16 protein-coding genes are annotated in these 16,633 nt (G+C 40.0%); 7 read left to right on the forward strand and 9 right to left on the reverse strand.

All coding sequences use genetic code 11. From position 1 onward, the window contains the following. Positions 1-43 precede the first annotated feature (43 nt). From folK to QPX86_RS06230, 3 genes are all read left to right on the forward strand, one after another. Positions 44-547 carry a 2-amino-4-hydroxy-6-hydroxymethyldihydropteridine diphosphokinase gene (folK, locus tag QPX86_RS06220; protein WP_220751643.1) on the forward strand — a complete coding sequence of 168 codons (504 nt, stop codon included), beginning with the start codon at positions 44-46 and terminating at the stop codon, positions 545-547. Between the two features lie 105 nt (positions 548-652). Next, positions 653-1,453 (forward strand): undecaprenyl-diphosphate phosphatase, encoded by an 801-nt coding sequence (locus QPX86_RS06225; protein ID WP_220751645.1) that lies wholly within the window; start codon positions 653-655, stop codon positions 1,451-1,453. Positions 1,454-1,560: 107 nt separating this feature from the next. Beyond that, a complete protein-coding gene (locus QPX86_RS06230) occupies positions 1,561-2,382 on the forward strand; it encodes a class I SAM-dependent methyltransferase (protein WP_220751647.1) in 822 nt (273 codons plus the stop codon). A 264-nt stretch (positions 2,383-2,646) separates the two neighbouring features. Here the strand turns inward: QPX86_RS06230 and QPX86_RS06235 are convergent, their stop codons facing one another. Both QPX86_RS06235 and QPX86_RS06240 read right to left on the reverse strand, forming a co-directional pair. Then, positions 2,647-2,913 (reverse strand): Lpp/OprI family alanine-zipper lipoprotein, encoded by a 267-nt coding sequence (locus QPX86_RS06235; protein WP_102529730.1) that lies wholly within the window; start codon positions 2,911-2,913, stop codon positions 2,647-2,649. 283 nt (positions 2,914-3,196) lie between these two features. Continuing rightward, positions 3,197-4,429, reverse strand: a complete 1,233-nt coding sequence (locus tag QPX86_RS06240; RefSeq protein WP_220751648.1) for a multifunctional CCA addition/repair protein — start codon at positions 4,427-4,429, stop codon at positions 3,197-3,199. 201 nt (positions 4,430-4,630) lie between these two features. On the opposite strand from QPX86_RS06240, the gene QPX86_RS06245 reads away from it, so the two are divergent. Beyond that, a complete protein-coding gene (locus QPX86_RS06245) occupies positions 4,631-6,223 on the forward strand; it encodes an ExeA family protein (RefSeq protein WP_285164655.1) in 1,593 nt (530 codons plus the stop codon). Further along, entirely contained in the window at positions 6,223-7,407 is a 1,185-nt protein-coding gene (locus tag QPX86_RS06250; protein ID WP_285164656.1) for a general secretion pathway protein GspB, read from the forward strand. Before QPX86_RS06245 ends, QPX86_RS06250 begins: the two co-directional genes overlap by 1 nt. Before the next feature lie 289 nt (positions 7,408-7,696). On the opposite strand, the gene hemL is transcribed toward QPX86_RS06250, so the two are convergent. From hemL to QPX86_RS06265, 3 genes are all read right to left on the reverse strand, one after another. Then, positions 7,697-8,989 carry a glutamate-1-semialdehyde 2,1-aminomutase gene (hemL, locus tag QPX86_RS06255; protein ID WP_285164657.1) on the reverse strand — a complete coding sequence of 431 codons (1,293 nt, stop codon included), beginning with the start codon at positions 8,987-8,989 and terminating at the stop codon, positions 7,697-7,699. A 30-nt stretch (positions 8,990-9,019) separates the two neighbouring features. After that, a complete protein-coding gene (locus QPX86_RS06260) occupies positions 9,020-10,039 on the reverse strand; it encodes an aspartate carbamoyltransferase (RefSeq protein ID WP_220751651.1) in 1,020 nt (339 codons plus the stop codon). Positions 10,040-10,252: 213 nt separating this feature from the next. After that, the gene (locus tag QPX86_RS06265; RefSeq protein ID WP_285164658.1) at positions 10,253-11,977 is read right to left on the reverse strand and encodes a chloride channel protein; all 1,725 of its coding nucleotides are present in this window, start codon (positions 11,975-11,977) and stop codon (positions 10,253-10,255) included. 67 nt (positions 11,978-12,044) lie between these two features. On the opposite strand from QPX86_RS06265, the gene QPX86_RS06270 reads away from it, so the two are divergent. Further along, on the forward strand, positions 12,045-12,758 hold the full coding sequence (locus QPX86_RS06270) for a DUF6776 family protein (protein ID WP_220751653.1): 714 nt from the start codon (positions 12,045-12,047) through the stop codon (positions 12,756-12,758). A gap of 79 nt (positions 12,759-12,837) precedes the next feature. Then, positions 12,838-13,188: an iron-sulfur cluster insertion protein ErpA gene (gene erpA, locus QPX86_RS06275; RefSeq protein ID WP_055024237.1), complete on the forward strand. Its 351-nt coding sequence runs from the start codon at positions 12,838-12,840 to the stop codon at positions 13,186-13,188. A 73-nt stretch (positions 13,189-13,261) separates the two neighbouring features. On the opposite strand, the gene QPX86_RS06280 is transcribed toward erpA, so the two are convergent. The 4 genes from QPX86_RS06280 to QPX86_RS06295 form a co-directional block, all read right to left on the reverse strand. Beyond that, on the reverse strand, positions 13,262-13,750 hold the full coding sequence (locus QPX86_RS06280) for a hypothetical protein (protein ID WP_259651190.1): 489 nt from the start codon (positions 13,748-13,750) through the stop codon (positions 13,262-13,264). Between the two features lie 58 nt (positions 13,751-13,808). Beyond that, positions 13,809-14,195 carry a DUF2750 domain-containing protein gene (locus QPX86_RS06285; RefSeq protein WP_220751654.1) on the reverse strand — a complete coding sequence of 129 codons (387 nt, stop codon included), beginning with the start codon at positions 14,193-14,195 and terminating at the stop codon, positions 13,809-13,811. A 132-nt stretch (positions 14,196-14,327) separates the two neighbouring features. Continuing rightward, positions 14,328-15,029 (reverse strand): aquaporin Z, encoded by a 702-nt coding sequence (gene aqpZ / locus QPX86_RS06290; RefSeq protein ID WP_220751655.1) that lies wholly within the window; start codon positions 15,027-15,029, stop codon positions 14,328-14,330. Between the two features lie 396 nt (positions 15,030-15,425). Further along, a complete protein-coding gene (locus QPX86_RS06295) occupies positions 15,426-16,583 on the reverse strand; it encodes an anhydro-N-acetylmuramic acid kinase (protein ID WP_285164659.1) in 1,158 nt (385 codons plus the stop codon). Positions 16,584-16,633 lie beyond the last annotated feature (50 nt).

Raw genomic sequence — 16,633 nt, forward strand, 5'->3', positions numbered from 1 at the left:
AATCAACTTTTCATATTTACTCTGTATATTACCGGATTAGTTAATGGCACGTATTTATATCAGTTTGGGAACCAACATTGATCCTGTGGAACATATGCATTCAGGGTTAGTGGATTTACATCAATATTTTGGCAAGCTTACGCTATCAAGAATGTTCGAAAGTGAAGCGGTTGGTTTTCAAGGTACAAATTTCTTAAATATGGTTGCTGCAGCGGATACTGATATGAGTATTACTGACGTTGTTGCCACATTTAAGCGAATTGAAAAACAAAATGGACGTATTCGGGGCGAGAAAAAGTTTAGCCCTCGGAGTTTGGATATAGATTTACTGCTTTACGATGATGAGGTTTGTCATCAGCCTATTGAGCTTCCTCGAGGTGAGATTCTTTATAATGCATTTGTATTATGGCCATTATCCGAGATTGCCCCGTTGCTGGCACACCCTATCACACAACAGTCGTATCAAGACCTATGGGATAGCTATGATAAGTCGAGTCAGAATATCTGGCCGATCGAGTTCGCCTTTCCGCAACTAGTTTCTAAATAGCTCGTCAATTATTTAGTCGGATACGCCTATTTCGCGATAGCGAGCAAAAATCAGCTCACTTTCAATATATTATTTAAATAATAAGTACATTTTTAAAGGAACACCATGGACACGCTTCAGGTCATTATATTAGCTCTTATTCAAGGGCTTACTGAATTTTTACCTATTTCAAGCTCAGCACATTTAATTTTACCTTCACAAATTTTAGGTTGGGAAGATCAAGGGTTAGCTTTTGATGTTGCCGTGCATATTGGTTCGTTGTTGGCCGTAGTTATTTATTTTAGAAAAGAAATATGGGCGATGTTAACCGCATGGATTAACAGTATATTTAAAGGTGTGCATACCCAAGACAGTAAATTAGCTTGGTGGATTATTTTAGCGACATTGCCAGCGGTATTTTTTGGTTTTATGGCGAAAGATTTAATCGAAACATACTTACGTGGACCTGGTGTTATTGCTATCACCACTGTTATCTTCGGCTTAATGCTTTGGGTAGGTGATAAAATGGCGCGAAATGAATTAACAGAGTACCAAACTGGCTGGCGCAAAGCTTTGCTTATTGGCTTTGCCCAAGCAATGGCAATCATCCCAGGGACGTCACGTTCAGGTATCACGATTACAGCGGCATTAATGCTAGGGCTTAATCGTGACGCTGCTGCACGTTTTTCTTTTTTAATGTCGATTCCGGTGATTTTAGGCGCGGCAATATTGATGAGTAAAGATGCTTTAGCGGGCGATGTTGTTTTTAACTACACTGAGATTCTACTTGGTATTGCAGTTTCATTTGTCGCCGCTTATACCTGTATTTTCTTCTTCTTGAAAATCATCAGTAAAATTGGTATGACGCCATTTGTGCTGTATCGCTTAATGCTAGGTGCTGTATTATGTGGTTTTATTTTCCTGTAAAATAAACGTTCAGTCAGACCAAAAAAACGGGTATTTTACCCGTTTTTTATTTTGTTTAATTTATCTTTTTTGATGATAGTAATAACCCCAAAGGAAGTCTGCTCGCTATGAACTCAATCCTGAATTGCCCAACCTGCGCTGCAAAGCTTCACTTTCATGAGTCATCAAAGGGCTATTACTGTGATAATAAACATCATTTTGATAAAAACGCTCAAGGATACTGGTCGTTTGTAACGTCACCAAAGTTTAAAGGCTCAAGTGAGAGTCGTGATCAATTACGTTCAAAACGCTTTTTAATGGCTTCAGGTATTTTTGCACCTTTAACTGAGCAGCTGTCAGCCGTTTTTAATAAGGCTATTAAGGGTATAAAAGATGTGAACCATCTGAACTATCAGTGTGCTGACGGTTTTTATTTACGTTCAATAGCCCAAAGTGCTGATAACGATGAAATCACTCATTGGGGTGTTTCAGAAGCAAATAATGCGCTTTTTGCCGCGAGTAAAGATAATACACCTGCAAATTTATTATTGAGTCCGTTTAAGAAACTACCTTTCTCTGATCAATCACTAGATGTGGTTACCTTATTTGATGCGCAACTGAAAGGAAAAGAGTGTTTAAGGATCCTTAAAAAAGAGGGTGTTTTATTAATGCTGGTTCCTGCACCAAGGCACTTGTGGCAATTAAAGCAAAAAATTTATGACAACTTATCTGAAAAACCTCAGCAATTAAATTTACCTAAAGATATTGAATTAATAGAATCAACATCGATTAATTTTACGGCAGATGTCACAGGTGAACAAGCAATGACATTATTAGACATGAATAATCTGGGCTGGCGAATTAACGACGAACTCAAACATGACATTAAACAAAAGCCCGTGACAGGTTTGGAATTTGATTACTTGTTACTTACGGCAAAAGTAAAATAGTATTGTTTGTTGTATTGGAAACTGTTGCTTCTAAAATTTGTTAACTGAAATATTACAGTATCGAAGGCAAAGGTGGGTTATTGGTCTTTTAGTTCAATGTGACTGGTTTAAAGGCTTAGGCTAAAAGAGGTTGGGTGTAATAGAAATGAGTTTAATAAAGCCTAAAAACAATTAAGGCTTGAAATGGTAATAAACACTTAGTGCTATTACTATTATCAAGCCCTAATAATCAACCTATATAAATAAGCTAATTTTCATGTATTCTTACTTTTTGTAAGAAGAAGCCATGTTGTCGATACGGTCGTTAGCACGTGACGCTTCAGCTTGTGCGTCCATAGCTGCAGCTTTAGTATCTTTAACATCAGCAGCAAGTTTGCTTTGATCAGACTTTAAAGAGCTAACTTCAGCAGATAGTTGATCTACTTTGTTACCTAGATTAGCAACACTTTCTTCTAAAGCAGTAGTGTTTGCACAGCCACCTAAAAGAGCAGTCATAGCAACACCAGCAATCATTAGTACTTTCTTGTTCATGGAAAATCCCTTCATTATAGGTTGTAATAAATTGCTGAAGCATATTGCTCAGCAGCGCTTTAATTATGTCACAGCTTTTAGATTTTGCTATACCAAAAACCAATAAATATGACAAAAAACTTCGTAAATCTAATAGATTGAAGCAAATTTCTTCATAAATTTATCAATTAATCCTCAAAGAGGTGTTTATTTATTAGTCTGAGGTTTAACAGAATTAACATCCGTTAGTACTATTTCTATTAAATAATGCCAAACTCTTTTTCGACCATTGATTATTGAATACTCAAACTTTAGTTATAGATTGCTTATATAAGCCTATAGCTTCCACTCTACGAGTTGATAATTGCTGTTTTATTTCAGCGCCTCTAAATCCTTCAGAAATAACTTGCTGTACATCTATATCTTTGGCGAGTTGGTAACACTGTTTTAAATAATCACTTTGTGGATATTCAACTGCTTCAAATCCTGTTCTACCGCGAATATCTGCATGGCAACAAATAAGTAAATCATCTAAACGTTGTGGCTTTCGCCAAAAGTCGCCTTTATCGAATATTTTTATGATGGTTTCAGGTCTTAATTCTTGGGCATTATGAATGTTCTGATGTTGATCGCTACAGAGTAAAGAAAGCTCCTTGAACTCGTTAGGAACTTTAATTCGTTGGCATAGCTTCTTAATTACAGGTAAACCTTTTTGCCCATGACCATGGTGTTTAGGCCACAACTCTTTTGGGGTGATTGCTTTTCCTAAGTCATGAACTAATGCTGCAAAACGAATCGTTTTTTTATCTGTTAGCTGAGTTGCAGACTGCAGCACCATCATAGTGTGGATCCCTGAATCGATTTCAGGGTGCCATTTCTCTGGCTGTGGTACACCAAATAGCGCATCAATTTCAGGGAAAAGCACTTTTAATGCGCCGCACTTTCTCAATTGTTGAAAAAACACTTCGGGGTTTTCTGTGCTGAGGGCTTTATCTAGCTCTTGCCAAACACGCTCTGGCGTTAAGTAATCTAGCTCTCCTGAATCACTTATTTGTCTCATTAGTTCAATGGTTTCATCAGCAATATCAAAGCCAAGATGGGCAAATCGAGCTGCAAAGCGGGCAACTCTTAATACCCTTAACGGATCTTCAACAAACGCATCAGAAACATGACGCAACAAACGTAATTTAAGGTCTCGCTGGCCATTATAAGGATCAAAAATTGTGCCCTCATCATCTTGAGCCATAGCATTAATCGTAAGGTCTCGTCTAAGTAGGTCTTGTTCTAGTGTGACTTCTTTGTTGGCTTCACAGCTAAAGCCGCCATATCCTTGACCGCTTTTTCGTTCTGTACGGGCGAGGGCATATTCTTGTTGTGTTTTAGGGTGTAAAAATACAGGAAAGTCTCTGCCTACTTGGCTATAGCCCAAATCAAACATTTCTTCTGTTGAGCCACCTACGACCATATAGTCTTTATCTTTTATGGGTAAAGATAAAAGAGCGTCTCGAACTGCACCGCCCACTAGATAGATTTTCATAAACGTCTTTACCCTGATCGAATTAATTCATAAAGTTTATATTTTAGTATCAATCAATATTGCAGGTGGTTAACTACAGTACAAATTGAAGTTTATTAATGTAAATCTTAGCACGAGTAACATTTCTGCTGCTAAATTTTGACAAGCACTACAGCAAGATATAACTTGAGCCGTCAGTTTTAAATAAGGATTTTTGGCCAGATGTATAAAGCATTTTATGGATTGAATGATAATCCATTTTCAATCGCGCCCAACCCGCATTATTTATTTCTCAGTGACCGTCACCGAGAAGCATTAGCTCATTTAACCTATGGCTTAGGTGAAACGGGCGGCTTTGTACTATTAACTGGTGAGGTAGGTACGGGTAAAACTACAGTATCTCGTTGTTTACTTAAACAATTGCCAGATAATACCGATACTGCTTTTATTCTTAATCCTTCTTTAACTGAACAAGAATTACTGGCAACGCTTTGTGATGAATTAGGTATCGAATATGGCGAGTCACCGTCCATTAAACAGCTCACCGATCTTATCAGCCAATATCTGCTGAACAATCATAAGAATGATCGTAATACCGTACTTATCATTGATGAAGCCCAGCACCTTCGTCCTGAAGTGCTTGAGCAGTTACGATTATTGACTAATTTAGAAACCGACACTAAAAAGTTACTGCAAGTTATTTTAATTGGTCAACCTGAACTACAGCAATTATTGAAGCGCCAAGAGTTAAGACAACTAGCGCAGCGAATTACCGCGCGTTATCACTTGCTGCCGCTGACAGTTGAGGAAATTCAACTATATGTTCAGCATCGACTTCAAGTTGCAGGACGTTTCGAGCCTTTATTCACTAAAAAAGCCTGTAAAGCATTACACAAATTCAGTGGCGGCATTCCAAGACTAACCAACCTATTGTGTGAGCGAGCATTAATGGCTGGTTATGGCCAATCTAAAGTGCCAATCGATCATCATATGATTAAGCAAGCAGCTGCAGAAGTATTAGGTGATATTCCTGTTGAGTCTAATAATAAATGGCCATTAACTATTGCGGCGTCGTTAATTGTCGCTTTTGGTGTGTCGTTTTATCTATTTTTTCCTGAGTCTCAATCTGAACAAGCGAAAGAAAGTCAATTACCGGTTCAAGCAGAGCAAAAAGCCAATTTGAGCAAATCAAATGGAAGTCAGGGGATTGTTCGCTCGGCGATGGCACAAAGTCGCAGTATCGATAATGCATTCGCCGGACTTTTTGCTTTATGGGATAAACAACCCATTATTGGTTTAACTGCATGCCAGGCGGCAAAACAGCAAGGTTTGTTATGTCATCAACAACAAGGAAACTGGAACAGTATTGCTCGATTAAACTATCCAGCAGTGGTGTACTTAGAAGATCAACAAGCCAACCAGTTTTACGGCGTAGTGGTTGCAAGAGAAGGTGAGCAGATTTTGCTTCAGCTTAGTGAGCAACAACTTTGGGTGAACAAAGATTGGTTTAATCGCCATTTTAGCGGCACCTTTGAATTACTTTGGAAAGCGGCTGGAGAAATTCCAAGAGAAATTAGCCGCACATCTAATTTGTCGCAGATACAATGGTTGGAAAATAGTTTAGCGACAATAGAGCAACGCTCATCAAGATTATTGAATTCGTTCGATAGTCAATTAGAGCAAGAGCTAATGGCATTTCAACGTCAACACGGACTTAAGTCTGATGGTATCGCGGGTAATCAAACGCTGGTACAAATTAACTTATACCTCAATCAGCAAGGTCCGAGATTGAGCCAACAAGCAGGTCGTAGTTAATGTCGATTTTGTTAGATGCGGTAACCAAAGAAAAGCAGCAGCAAATGGGCGAACTACCCGATGCTGTGCTCACACCTAGAGCTAATTACCAGCAAGTGGCTAGCCATGCTTGGCTTAAGTATCTGGTGTTAGCTGGGGTGATTATTGCGGGCGTGGCATCAGCTTGGGGATTATCAAAATTAATCGATCCAAGCTCTTCAGTGAAAGATACCATTGAGTCTCAAGCTACTTATACTAGTGTAAGGAATGAAAACTCAAATCAAAACTCCACAACTGAAGATATCAATACTGAGCCTTCAAGTGAAGTTCGAATTGCAAGCAAAGTGGCTTTACCTATTGCGAAGCCTTTATCACAGGTGAACGGTTCAACTCAGTTTGTATCAAGAGCTGAGCAGCAACCAGCTAATGATGTGGTATACGATTATCGTTTAAATAATAATCGTGGTGAAGTGACAGCTAATAATCAGCCTAAAGAGCAAAGCTATTCTCAATCAAGCTATTCGTCAGGGAACGCGAGCAATCAACAAACTCGCTCAAATACTGCGTCTGTAAATGACTATTCTAACTTTGATTCAACTAATACAGGATCAAGTAATTCTAGATCAAATAATAGCGAACCCAAATCATCTAGCGAGCGACAGTTAACAGCTGCAGAGCTACAAGCTTTATATGGAGATGAAGCGATAATTTTGGGGGCGAATTCCAATTACAGAAAACCATCAGATCTTGATGCACTTCGGATGAAAGTCAGCGCAGCTGCTAGCGATGTAAATTACGAACAGCAAAGCCAGCGAGCGCCAACAGAGCCTACAAATAAACCGGTGGTTGATAACTCTAATAATTTAATGGCAGCATTTGAAGCGGCTTTGAAAGAGGTTGAATATGAAAATTCAGCCAATGCGCCAGTAACAGCTGAAAAGCTCGACCCTATCCCGACGACACCTAAGCAAGACGAGATACCACCTTACGGTCAACTACCAGCAAGTGTGCAACTGCAAGTGCCTGAATTTAATATACAAGCTCATGTGTATTCTTCTGCAGCCGAAAACCGTTGGTTAAATGTTGATGGTAAAGAGCTTCAAGAGGGAGATACGATTAAAGGTAAACTTGAGATTATTGAAATTAGGCCAAGAGATGTGGTGCTGGAAATCGATGGCTCAAAATTTAAAGTGCCTGCAATATAAATACCCTGAATCAAATACTTTAAGTTCTAATTACTCGTGAACTTGTTGAGAGTCCTGATTTGGTGAAAAGCTTGGCTAATGGATTTAGTAAGTAGGTTCAGTGGATAGCTTTAGTAGATAAGAACATTGAATTAATACATTAAACTTCATATAAAAAGGCGCTTTGAGCGCCTTTTTGCAGCCTGTCTATATAAACAAGCAATAAAAAGGACTGATGATAACCAGTCCTTTTTACATTTTCGTATTTTAACTTGCCACTGAGTTATTTTACAGCTAACTCATTAACAAGTTAAAGTGCTTTTAAAGCTGCAAATGCTTTATCAGCTGCTGCAAGCGTTAGCTCAAGTTCTTCTTCACCATGAGCCATTGATAAGAAGCCTGCTTCATAAGCGCTTGGCGCTAAGTAAACACCTTCATCTAGCATTAAGTGATAGAAGTTACGGAAGTGATCCATGTTGCATTGAGTCACTTGGTCGAAGCTGGTGATTGGGTTTGTGTCTTCAGTAAAGAAGAAACCGAACATGCCGCCAACTTGGTTAATGCTTAATGGGATGCCGTGCTTATCAGCAGCGGCTTTGAAGCCATCAGCGATACGCTTAGTTTTAGCACTTAGCTCTTCATAAAGGCCTGGCTGACATAAAGCGTCCATTTGCGCTAAACCAGCAGTCATAGCAATTGGATTACCCGATAACGTACCTGCTTGGTATACAGGGCCTGTAGGAGCAATAAACTGCATCACATCTTTACGACCACCAAAAGCACCTACTGGCATGCCGCCACCGATAACTTTACCTAATGTCGTTAAGTCAGGCTTAACATTGTAATGGCCTTGTGCACCGCTTTTAGAAACGCGGAAACCTGTCATTACTTCATCAATGATCATTAGTGCACCGAACTCATCACAGATAGCACGAAGACCTTCAAGGAAACCTTCAACTGGCGGGATACAGTTCATGTTGCCAGCAACAGGCTCAAGAATGATACAAGAGATAGCTTCTGGGTGCTCTTCGAAGATAGCGCGCACTGAATCAAGGTCGTTATAAACCGCTGTCAGTGTGTGCTTAGCAAAATCTTCAGGAATACCAGGAGAGCTTGGTTGCCCAAGAGTCAATGCACCTGAACCAGCTTTAACTAACAAACAGTCAGCATGGCCGTGGTAACAACCTTCAAACTTTAAGATTTTGTCACGATTAGTGAAGCCACGTGCTAAACGAATTGCACTCATTGTTGCTTCAGTACCAGAACTAACCATACGAACTTGTTCGATTGATGGCACCATTTCAATGACTTTCTCAGCCATTTTCACTTCAAGTTCAGTTGGCGCACCAAATGATAAACCGTTCTCAACCGCTTCTAATACCGCTTGACGAATTTGTGGATTATTGTGACCTAAAATCATCGGGCCCCAAGAACCAACATAATCGATATATTTTTTGCCATCAGCATCGTAAATATAAGCACCATCTGCTTTTTCGATGAAAAGTGGTGAACCACCTACACCGTTAAAGGCACGAACTGGCGAGTTTACGCCACCAGGAATGGTTTGTTTTGCTTGTTCAAAAAGCGCTTCTGAGCGGGTCATGTGAAATCCTTCTAAAAAATCGTTAGCTGACTATCTATCAGCTTTTCGTGAATACCAATTAACAGGGCACTCATGCTGTTGTAGCTCGTTTTCAACACCAAGCGTTAACGCAAAAAGTGCCATCCGAATAAGTAAGCCATTATCAGCCTGTCTGAAGATTGCCAGGCTAGGGTGGCTATTTAAATCATTATCCAATTCATTTGCTTGCGCACGTGAATCACGCGGTAGTGGATGCATAATCACAGTATTAGATTTGCAATGTTGCGTATAAATACTGTGGTTCAGCCTAAACTTGCCACGATACTTGTCTGCTTCATCTTGTGAAGCAAATCGTTCTTCCTGAATTCGAGTCAGATAGAGTATATCAGCTTGATGTAAATTACCTTCTAACTGATCAGTTATTGTGATCTTATGACCAGCATTTTCAATGTCATTGATCACATAGTCAGGCATTGCTAGGTCAGATGGTGAAATTAATGTAAATTGAATGTCTTTATACATACACAATAAACGAGATAGCGAATGCACTGTACGACCATGTTTTAGGTCGCCTACCATTGCGATATGCATACCGCTAATATCTTGTCCGTGATGACTCAATTCTTTTTGAATGGTAAATAAGTCCAGTAATGCTTGGGTAGGATGCTCGTTTGAGCCGTCACCGCCATTGATTACAGGAACACGGCTACCTTCAGCAAACTCTTTGACTGAAAAAGGGTCTGGGTGACGCATTGCAATAACGTCTGAATATGTCGATAACACACGAGCGGTATCATAAAGAGACTCGCCTTTAGACAATGACGATGACCCCATACCGACAGTTTCTCTGACATTACCGCCTAGCAAATTAAAGGCGCAGCCAAAGCTCACTCTGGTTCGTGTACTTGGTTCAAAAAAGAGGTTACCTAAAATCGCACCGTCGAGTACCTTAGTGCGCTTTTCACGCAGGGCATAAGGCGTCATATCTTCGGCGACATTAAAAATGGTGTTAATTGCATCAAGATCCAGTTGATTAACTGAAAGGATGTGAGAACCGCTAAACTGTGTCATCAGCCTGATTTCCAATTATTAGGAGAGTAAATAAGGGCTATTTACCCTGTGGTTATGTAGGGTGGCTGAGGCGAGATTTTAACAGAGAGTTGATGAATATTAAATCTCGCTAATGATTATTTATCGCTTTTTAGACATAACACTGATTAGCGAAATGAGAACAATGCTAAATTCCTTAAAAGTGGAGTTTTATCGTCTCAAAAACATTGAAACTTACACTTGGCCAGAGCGTATTTCTTGCCATAATGTCGCCCAGCTAATAACGCCGACAATATTATTGGTATTGCCATGGTAAATATACACTTCACCACGTCGCTTAATCGCCAATAACTCGTAAACTTCATTTAATGTGGCTGTATCAGAAAAACCTTCCATTGGCTGACGTGATAATGTTGTGGAGTTTTCAAATGATTGCATTTCAATACTGAGCATTTCGATTTGAGATTCAGAGTTACGTACCATTACTGGTCGCCCTTCAGCGCGTTTCATCACTTCAAGTAACAACTCATCATTATCATTTACGATGACAAAGCGCTTATCCATGATGGCTCGAACGCCTTTCTTTTGCAGTCCTTGGTTAACAGGTGGCACCTTGTATCCAAGCCCCATAATATCGAGCTGTTTTAAAAAGACTGAGCTGGTATTAAAACCTTGATAGGCAATCAAGAAAGCCGGAATAGTAACAAACATCGCAGGTAGTATAATTGACGCGTCATTGGTTAACTCAAGTAGAGCTACCAGTGCCGCCAGTGGCGCACTTAAACAGACACCCATCATTGCAGTCATACCTATGACAGTATACAAACCTACATATGGGGCTATAGACGGGAAAAACATGGCGCTTACTAAGGCTAATATTGCGCCGATTAATGCGCCAATACCATAAAGCGGACCGATTAATCCACCTGGAATGCCAAAGCCAATGGCTGCAATGGTCGCTATAATTTTGCCGATTAATAATGCCAACAAGAACATTAAGCTGGGGCTGTCGATAATGGTTGCTTGAATCGCTAAATCACCAGAGCCCAGCGCTTGGGGTAAAAATAACCCCACTAAGGTAGTGATGCTTGCAGCTATCATGAGCCGATAAATCAGCGGCCAGTGTTGGCCTATTGCAGTCATTTTTAACAGTGAATGATTAAACCCTGCAGCAGCGCAGCCCAGCACAATACCGCCAATGGCAAGAATAGGGTAATGATCCAGTGGGATCCGCGTTACGGTAATTAAGTCATATTCGTGAATGTTACCAAACACTAATTGACTCGATAACGCTCCACATATAGCCGATAACATTATCGGGAAAAAGTAGTGGATTTTGTATTCGCGGACGATAACTTCAAATACAAAAAGTACCGCAGCAAGTGGTGCATTAAAAATCGCTGCAATACCTGCTGCAATGCCACTGGCGCACATAACACGGACACTATTGTCTGGTAATTTAAACTTTTCAGCTAAATAACTGGCGCTGACGGCGCCGAGATGAATTGCGGGTCCTTCTTTACCAACAGAAAAGTTAGCGATTAACGCAATTAACGCTTGAAAGAACTGACCTGGTGCGGACTGCAGTGGCACTTTACCGTAATGCAGCTTAAATCGATGCATGACATAGGCTATTCCCATGCGTCGATAACGTTTGGAACCGAGGCCTGCAAACAGCCAAATGAGAATAGCGCCAACAATTGGCAAGTAAGTACGCCAGTCGCTGACGGCACTGGCAAAATTGGTCGCTTCAGGAATGGTGTGAACTTGCGCCCAACTCAGTAATAGTCTGAATAAGATGATGACGCTTGAGGCTATTATGGCAAATAACAGTGCTAAAGCGCAAAGTTGCACACTAATCTTCGACTGAGAAAGTTTATCTCTCAATTCATTACGAAGATATTTGCGTGTAGCTGCTTTGGTGTGAATAATAGCGGCTTTATTTATCTTAATTTGCACTGTATTGCCTAAGATCCATATTTGGGCGATTTGTTGTCATTGTATTTTATTAAGGGCTTGTTACCTAATGCTAAATTATCATCGCATGCTTGACCGCTTGCAAGTTCAAGAACGTAAACTTCGTTCATCGGGATTATATTTATCAGCGTTAATTATTATCAGTTTTGTGGTTGGGGTTTTAAGTCATACTGTTTTCATTTCTGAAGTCGTTGAACCAGAACATGAAGCTGCTGAAATAACCGCGCTTAAGACTGAACTTAAGCAACAATCTCATGTTGTTTCCCGTCTTGATATGGCACTTTCAATTGAAAAAGAAGCTAATGCCAACATGAAACAAATGTTTGGTAAACAAATTCAACAACAAAAAACACTTGAACAAGAATTAGCATTTTACCGCAGTCTAGTGTCACCAGAAAAAGAGATTGATGGTGTTGCTATTCATGGTCTTGAACTATCGAAAGGTTTATTGCCTGATAGCTACCAAATGCGATTGATTTTAACCCAACTGCAAAAACGAAAAAGCATTGTTAAAGGGGTCGCCGACATTGTTTTAGTAGGAGTGCAAAATGAAAAACAAGTGGAGATTTCGTTAAGCGACTTAGAGATTGAGCAGTTTAATTTTGGCTTTAGATACTTTCAAATGTTCGATGCTGAAATAAGTTTGCCACAAGGGTTTGATTTACAGAGAATTAAAGCGGTTGTTCAAGTTAGCGCTAGTCGTGGTGTTAAAGGTGGACGCATTGAGCAAACGTTCGAGATCTCAGAGTTACTAGAAAGCTAAAAAAGAACTAAGAGTAATACTTGAACAAATTAGTCAGGTAATAGATAATTCCGACCTGAAACTGAAGTTAGAGGTAGTAATGACTGAACAAACAGATGCAGCAATGCCAATTCAATTTACCGATGCTGCGGCAACCAAAGTGAAGGGACTGCTAGAAGAAGAGCAGAACCCAGAATTAAAACTTCGTGTGTACGTTACAGGTGGTGGTTGTTCAGGTTTCCAATATGGTTTTACTTTCGACGAAAAAGTTAATGAAGGTGATTTCACTATTGAAAAGCAAGGTGTTCAATTGGTTGTTGACCCTATGAGTTTACAATATCTTGTCGGCGGCGAAGTAGATTACACTTCTGGACTTGAAGGTTCTCGCTTCTTTGTTAAGAATCCAAATGCCACAACAACCTGTGGTTGTGGTGCAAGCTTCTCTGTTTAATTCAGCTTATTGAATGATGACATAGAAAATAAAAAAGCCGTCGAATGACGGCTTTTTTGTATCTAAAATTGGTTTAACTCATGATATTAAAGTTCATTCTTGGCTTAAACCATTTAAACACTGCTTTATTAAAGCTAATCCATACCTGCACTAAAGCCAAAGCAATTAACACACTGAAAATAACCCAGTCAGGTAGCACCATTTGCATAAAGCCAAAATCTACCGTGGTCGGTCCTGCAACAATATTATCAGGGTCATACATGATAATAGGCAGCATGCTGTATAAGCCTAATTGTAAGATGCCATAGGCCCGTAACATGTAAAGTGCCGCTTTTTGTCTACCTGCTACACCCAATACCATCATTAAAGTTAATGCACATAATAAGACGCCTTGTTGCGCCATTAATCCACTTACAGAAGTAATGACGTACACTACCATTAATGCGATTAATCGTTTCGGAAATACTGCTTTTTCAGTGTTAGGTAAAATAACAGCTTCATTTTCTGCTTCGACAATATTTATCTTTTCAGCATCTTGCTGCGGTAAATTTTTATCAGTCATAATGCCTTAACTTTTAGCTTGAGTGTAAGTAGCAAATATATAAGCTATCTTGTTTTTATTAATGTTTAGCTTGTTTCTTTGGAGTTAAACGTGAGTCAAGCTCATACGGTGGGATAACCACACCTAAGTCTTCTTGAACTGGGAACACTGCGACAAATAAGTCATCTTCCGACATGCCACTTACCCAACGTTCTTGAAACTCATTTAATGGGATTGAAAGGGGTTCACAATCCTTCCACTCATCAACAGCCCATAGCTTGGCAGCTTCTTCTGAAGGCCACATTGGGATGCAGTCTTCATCCTCTGTGGTCAGCATCACACAACCATCTTGGTCTTGCAGACTCCAAATTGATTGTTCTTGTTTAACTTGCTCAACAAGGTAATCGTAGCGTGCTTCAGGTGTCATGTTTAATTGGTCTTCGATTGATTTTGGTTTACTGCTCATGGTGAACTCTCATTACAAAAAGGAACTGATTTGGCGCTTAATTACGCGAATATGGCATGATAACATTGACTGTTACTTTTAAAAAAGAAAAGAGCACTTTGCGTGCTCTAATGATAAAGCATATATATGTGACTAGCTTTCAGGTGGGGTATCAAAAAAGCGATAAATCATGCCAGCCAGAATTGCTCCGGCGATGGGAGCGACCCAGAATAGCCATAATTGTGAAATAGCCCAATCTCCAACAAACAAAGCTGGACCTGTGCTTCTTGCTGGGTTTACCGATGTGTTAGATACCGGAATACTGATTAAATGAATCAAGGTGAGCCCTAAACCAATAGCAATAGGCGCAAAGCCCGCTGGCGCGCGCTGATCTGTCGCGCCAAGAATAATTAATAAAAAGAATAAGGTCATTACGACTTCACATATTAACACCGACATCATGCTATAACCGCCAGGTGAGTGCTGTGCATAGCCATTTGATGCAAACCCACCAGTGAGACTGAAGCCGTCTTGTCCACTGGCAATTAAAAACAAAATGCCCGCACCAGCAATACCACCAGCCACTTGAGCAATGATATATGGGGCTAGCTCACGGGTCGGAAAACGCCCACCAGCCCAAAGACCAAAAGATACCGCAGGGTTTAAATGGCAACCTGAAATGTGACCTATTGCGAAAGCCATAGTTAGTACGGTTAAACCAAATGCTAAAGCGACACCGAGTAAGCCTATTCCAACTTCAGGGAAGGCTGCTGCGATTACTGCACTACCACAACCTCCTAAAACCAACCATAAAGTACCAATAAACTCTGCTAACATTTTTTGCTGAATACTCATTTAACTGTCCTTATTAAATTTGAATACTGCTTAAGTTAATTGCTAATTAGTTTTCCCAACTATCGCTTATAAATAAATCACTTAGAAATTGTTTAAAGATAGCACTCAAAAGAGTTAAGCAGTAAAAGTGAATTAATTCAATGATGCTAATATGAATTTTAGATGGTTTAAGGTGTGAATTGAATATGGAAAGATGATGCAACAAGGATTGCATAAAAGGAAAGTAAAGAAGAGGTGACTAAATAGAGGTCCATAAAGAAGAGATAATCAGGAATAATAAGAAAGATTAGCCAAGAAAGGATTACGTCGAAGTATGTAGACTACAGAGCCGTAGCTCATAGCTGTACTTAATGCATCGTAGTCATTCGGTTGGCTATTGGGGGCGTATTAACGCTTTTAAGCGCGATATAAGCTTCCTAGCACCGCAAAACGACTTGCACCTGTAACTACTGGCAGGTTACCGCTTAAACCATGATGGTTACGCATGGCTAACCAAGCAAAAGCGATTCCTTCTACCCATTTGGGATCCATGCCAATGTTACTAGTGGTCGATAGAGTCCAATTAGGGAGTAATAGGCTTAAGCGCTCCATTAGGGTTTTATTAAACGCACCGCCGCCACAAACAAATACATTACCTTTATCAGATAAGCTGTTTATGTCATTTGCAATACTATGACAGGTTAGATCAAGCAAAGTGGATTGAATATCAGCAAGGTTTAAATGTGAAAAGTTGGCTTTTTGCTGTTCTAACCAAGCTTGGTTAAACAATTCACGCCCTGTGCTTTTTGGGTATGTCATGGCAAAGTATGGGTGAGAAAGTAGATGCTGTAAGAAATCATCGTCAGTCGTGCCAGAAGCAGCCCATTTGCCTGACTCGTCGAATGGGAGTTGTTGCTCTTGCAGAATAAATGCATCCATTAAGGTATTACCTGGGCCGGTATCAAAACCAATGACCTGCTCATCGCTGTTTTGAACCGCATTGTCAGATTGTGAGCCTGAACTATTTGGCAGGTAAGTGATATTGGCTATGCCGCCAATATTGAGGATAACCCTTGGAGCTTTATTATCTGCAAACATAGCATGATGAAACGCAGGGACTAATGGCGCCCCTTGCCCACCTAACGCGACATCTTTTCTGCGAAAATCAGCAATGACATTAATTCCTGTCTCAACAGCAATGGTTTCAGGATCGCCAATTTGTAATGTAAAACCATGTTCAAGATTCGGCATGTGCCTAATTGTTTGTCCGTGGCTACCAATGGCGATGATATCAGTTTTATCAATTTTCGCTTTAGCAAGTAACTCATTAATAGCTTGAGCAAACAACAAACCCATTGCGCGATCCATTCGTCCCATGATATTGATTTCATCGGTATTAGGGGAACATAAACGGTGCAATTGATTCAATATATGTTGAGGAATGTCAACGGTATGACTGGCAACTAACTGACTTTTATTGTCTGCAAAATCTACCAAAACAGCGTCAATACCATCCATGCTGGTGCCAGACATTAAACCGATGAAATAGTGATGTTTGTTTGTAGGTGCAGTCATAGTGGGTTGCTCAAATTAACGAAATGTAGAAACACATTGAACACGAAATA

This window comes from Shewanella goraebulensis (assembly GCF_030252245.1).
In the GTDB taxonomy this organism is placed as follows: Bacteria; Pseudomonadota; Gammaproteobacteria; order Enterobacterales; family Shewanellaceae; genus Shewanella; species Shewanella goraebulensis.

What these genes read in the sequence shown, in the direction of transcription:
- QPX86_RS06270 (WP_220751653.1), top strand. Translation starts at nt 12,045, where the DNA reads ATGCTAAATTATCATCGCATGCTTGACCGCTTGCAAGTTCAAGAACGT.
- QPX86_RS06295 (WP_285164659.1), bottom strand. Translation starts at nt 16,583, where the DNA reads ATGACTGCACCTACAAACAAACATCACTATTTCATCGGTTTAATGTCT.
- QPX86_RS06230 (WP_220751647.1), top strand. Translation starts at nt 1,561, where the DNA reads ATGAACTCAATCCTGAATTGCCCAACCTGCGCTGCAAAGCTTCACTTT.
- QPX86_RS06240 (WP_220751648.1), bottom strand. Translation starts at nt 4,429, where the DNA reads ATGAAAATCTATCTAGTGGGCGGTGCAGTTCGAGACGCTCTTTTATCT.
- QPX86_RS06245 (WP_285164655.1), top strand. Translation starts at nt 4,631, where the DNA reads ATGTATAAAGCATTTTATGGATTGAATGATAATCCATTTTCAATCGCG.
- aqpZ (WP_220751655.1), bottom strand. Translation starts at nt 15,029, where the DNA reads ATGAGTATTCAGCAAAAAATGTTAGCAGAGTTTATTGGTACTTTATGG.
- QPX86_RS06250 (WP_285164656.1), top strand. Translation starts at nt 6,223, where the DNA reads ATGTCGATTTTGTTAGATGCGGTAACCAAAGAAAAGCAGCAGCAAATG.
- hemL (WP_285164657.1), bottom strand. Translation starts at nt 8,989, where the DNA reads ATGACCCGCTCAGAAGCGCTTTTTGAACAAGCAAAACAAACCATTCCT.
- folK (WP_220751643.1), top strand. Translation starts at nt 44, where the DNA reads ATGGCACGTATTTATATCAGTTTGGGAACCAACATTGATCCTGTGGAA.
- erpA (WP_055024237.1), top strand. Translation starts at nt 12,838, where the DNA reads ATGACTGAACAAACAGATGCAGCAATGCCAATTCAATTTACCGATGCT.
- QPX86_RS06285 (WP_220751654.1), bottom strand. Translation starts at nt 14,195, where the DNA reads ATGAGCAGTAAACCAAAATCAATCGAAGACCAATTAAACATGACACCT.
- QPX86_RS06260 (WP_220751651.1), bottom strand. Translation starts at nt 10,039, where the DNA reads ATGACACAGTTTAGCGGTTCTCACATCCTTTCAGTTAATCAACTGGAT.
- QPX86_RS06280 (WP_259651190.1), bottom strand. Translation starts at nt 13,750, where the DNA reads ATGACTGATAAAAATTTACCGCAGCAAGATGCTGAAAAGATAAATATT.
- QPX86_RS06235 (WP_102529730.1), bottom strand. Translation starts at nt 2,913, where the DNA reads ATGAACAAGAAAGTACTAATGATTGCTGGTGTTGCTATGACTGCTCTT.
- QPX86_RS06225 (WP_220751645.1), top strand. Translation starts at nt 653, where the DNA reads ATGGACACGCTTCAGGTCATTATATTAGCTCTTATTCAAGGGCTTACT.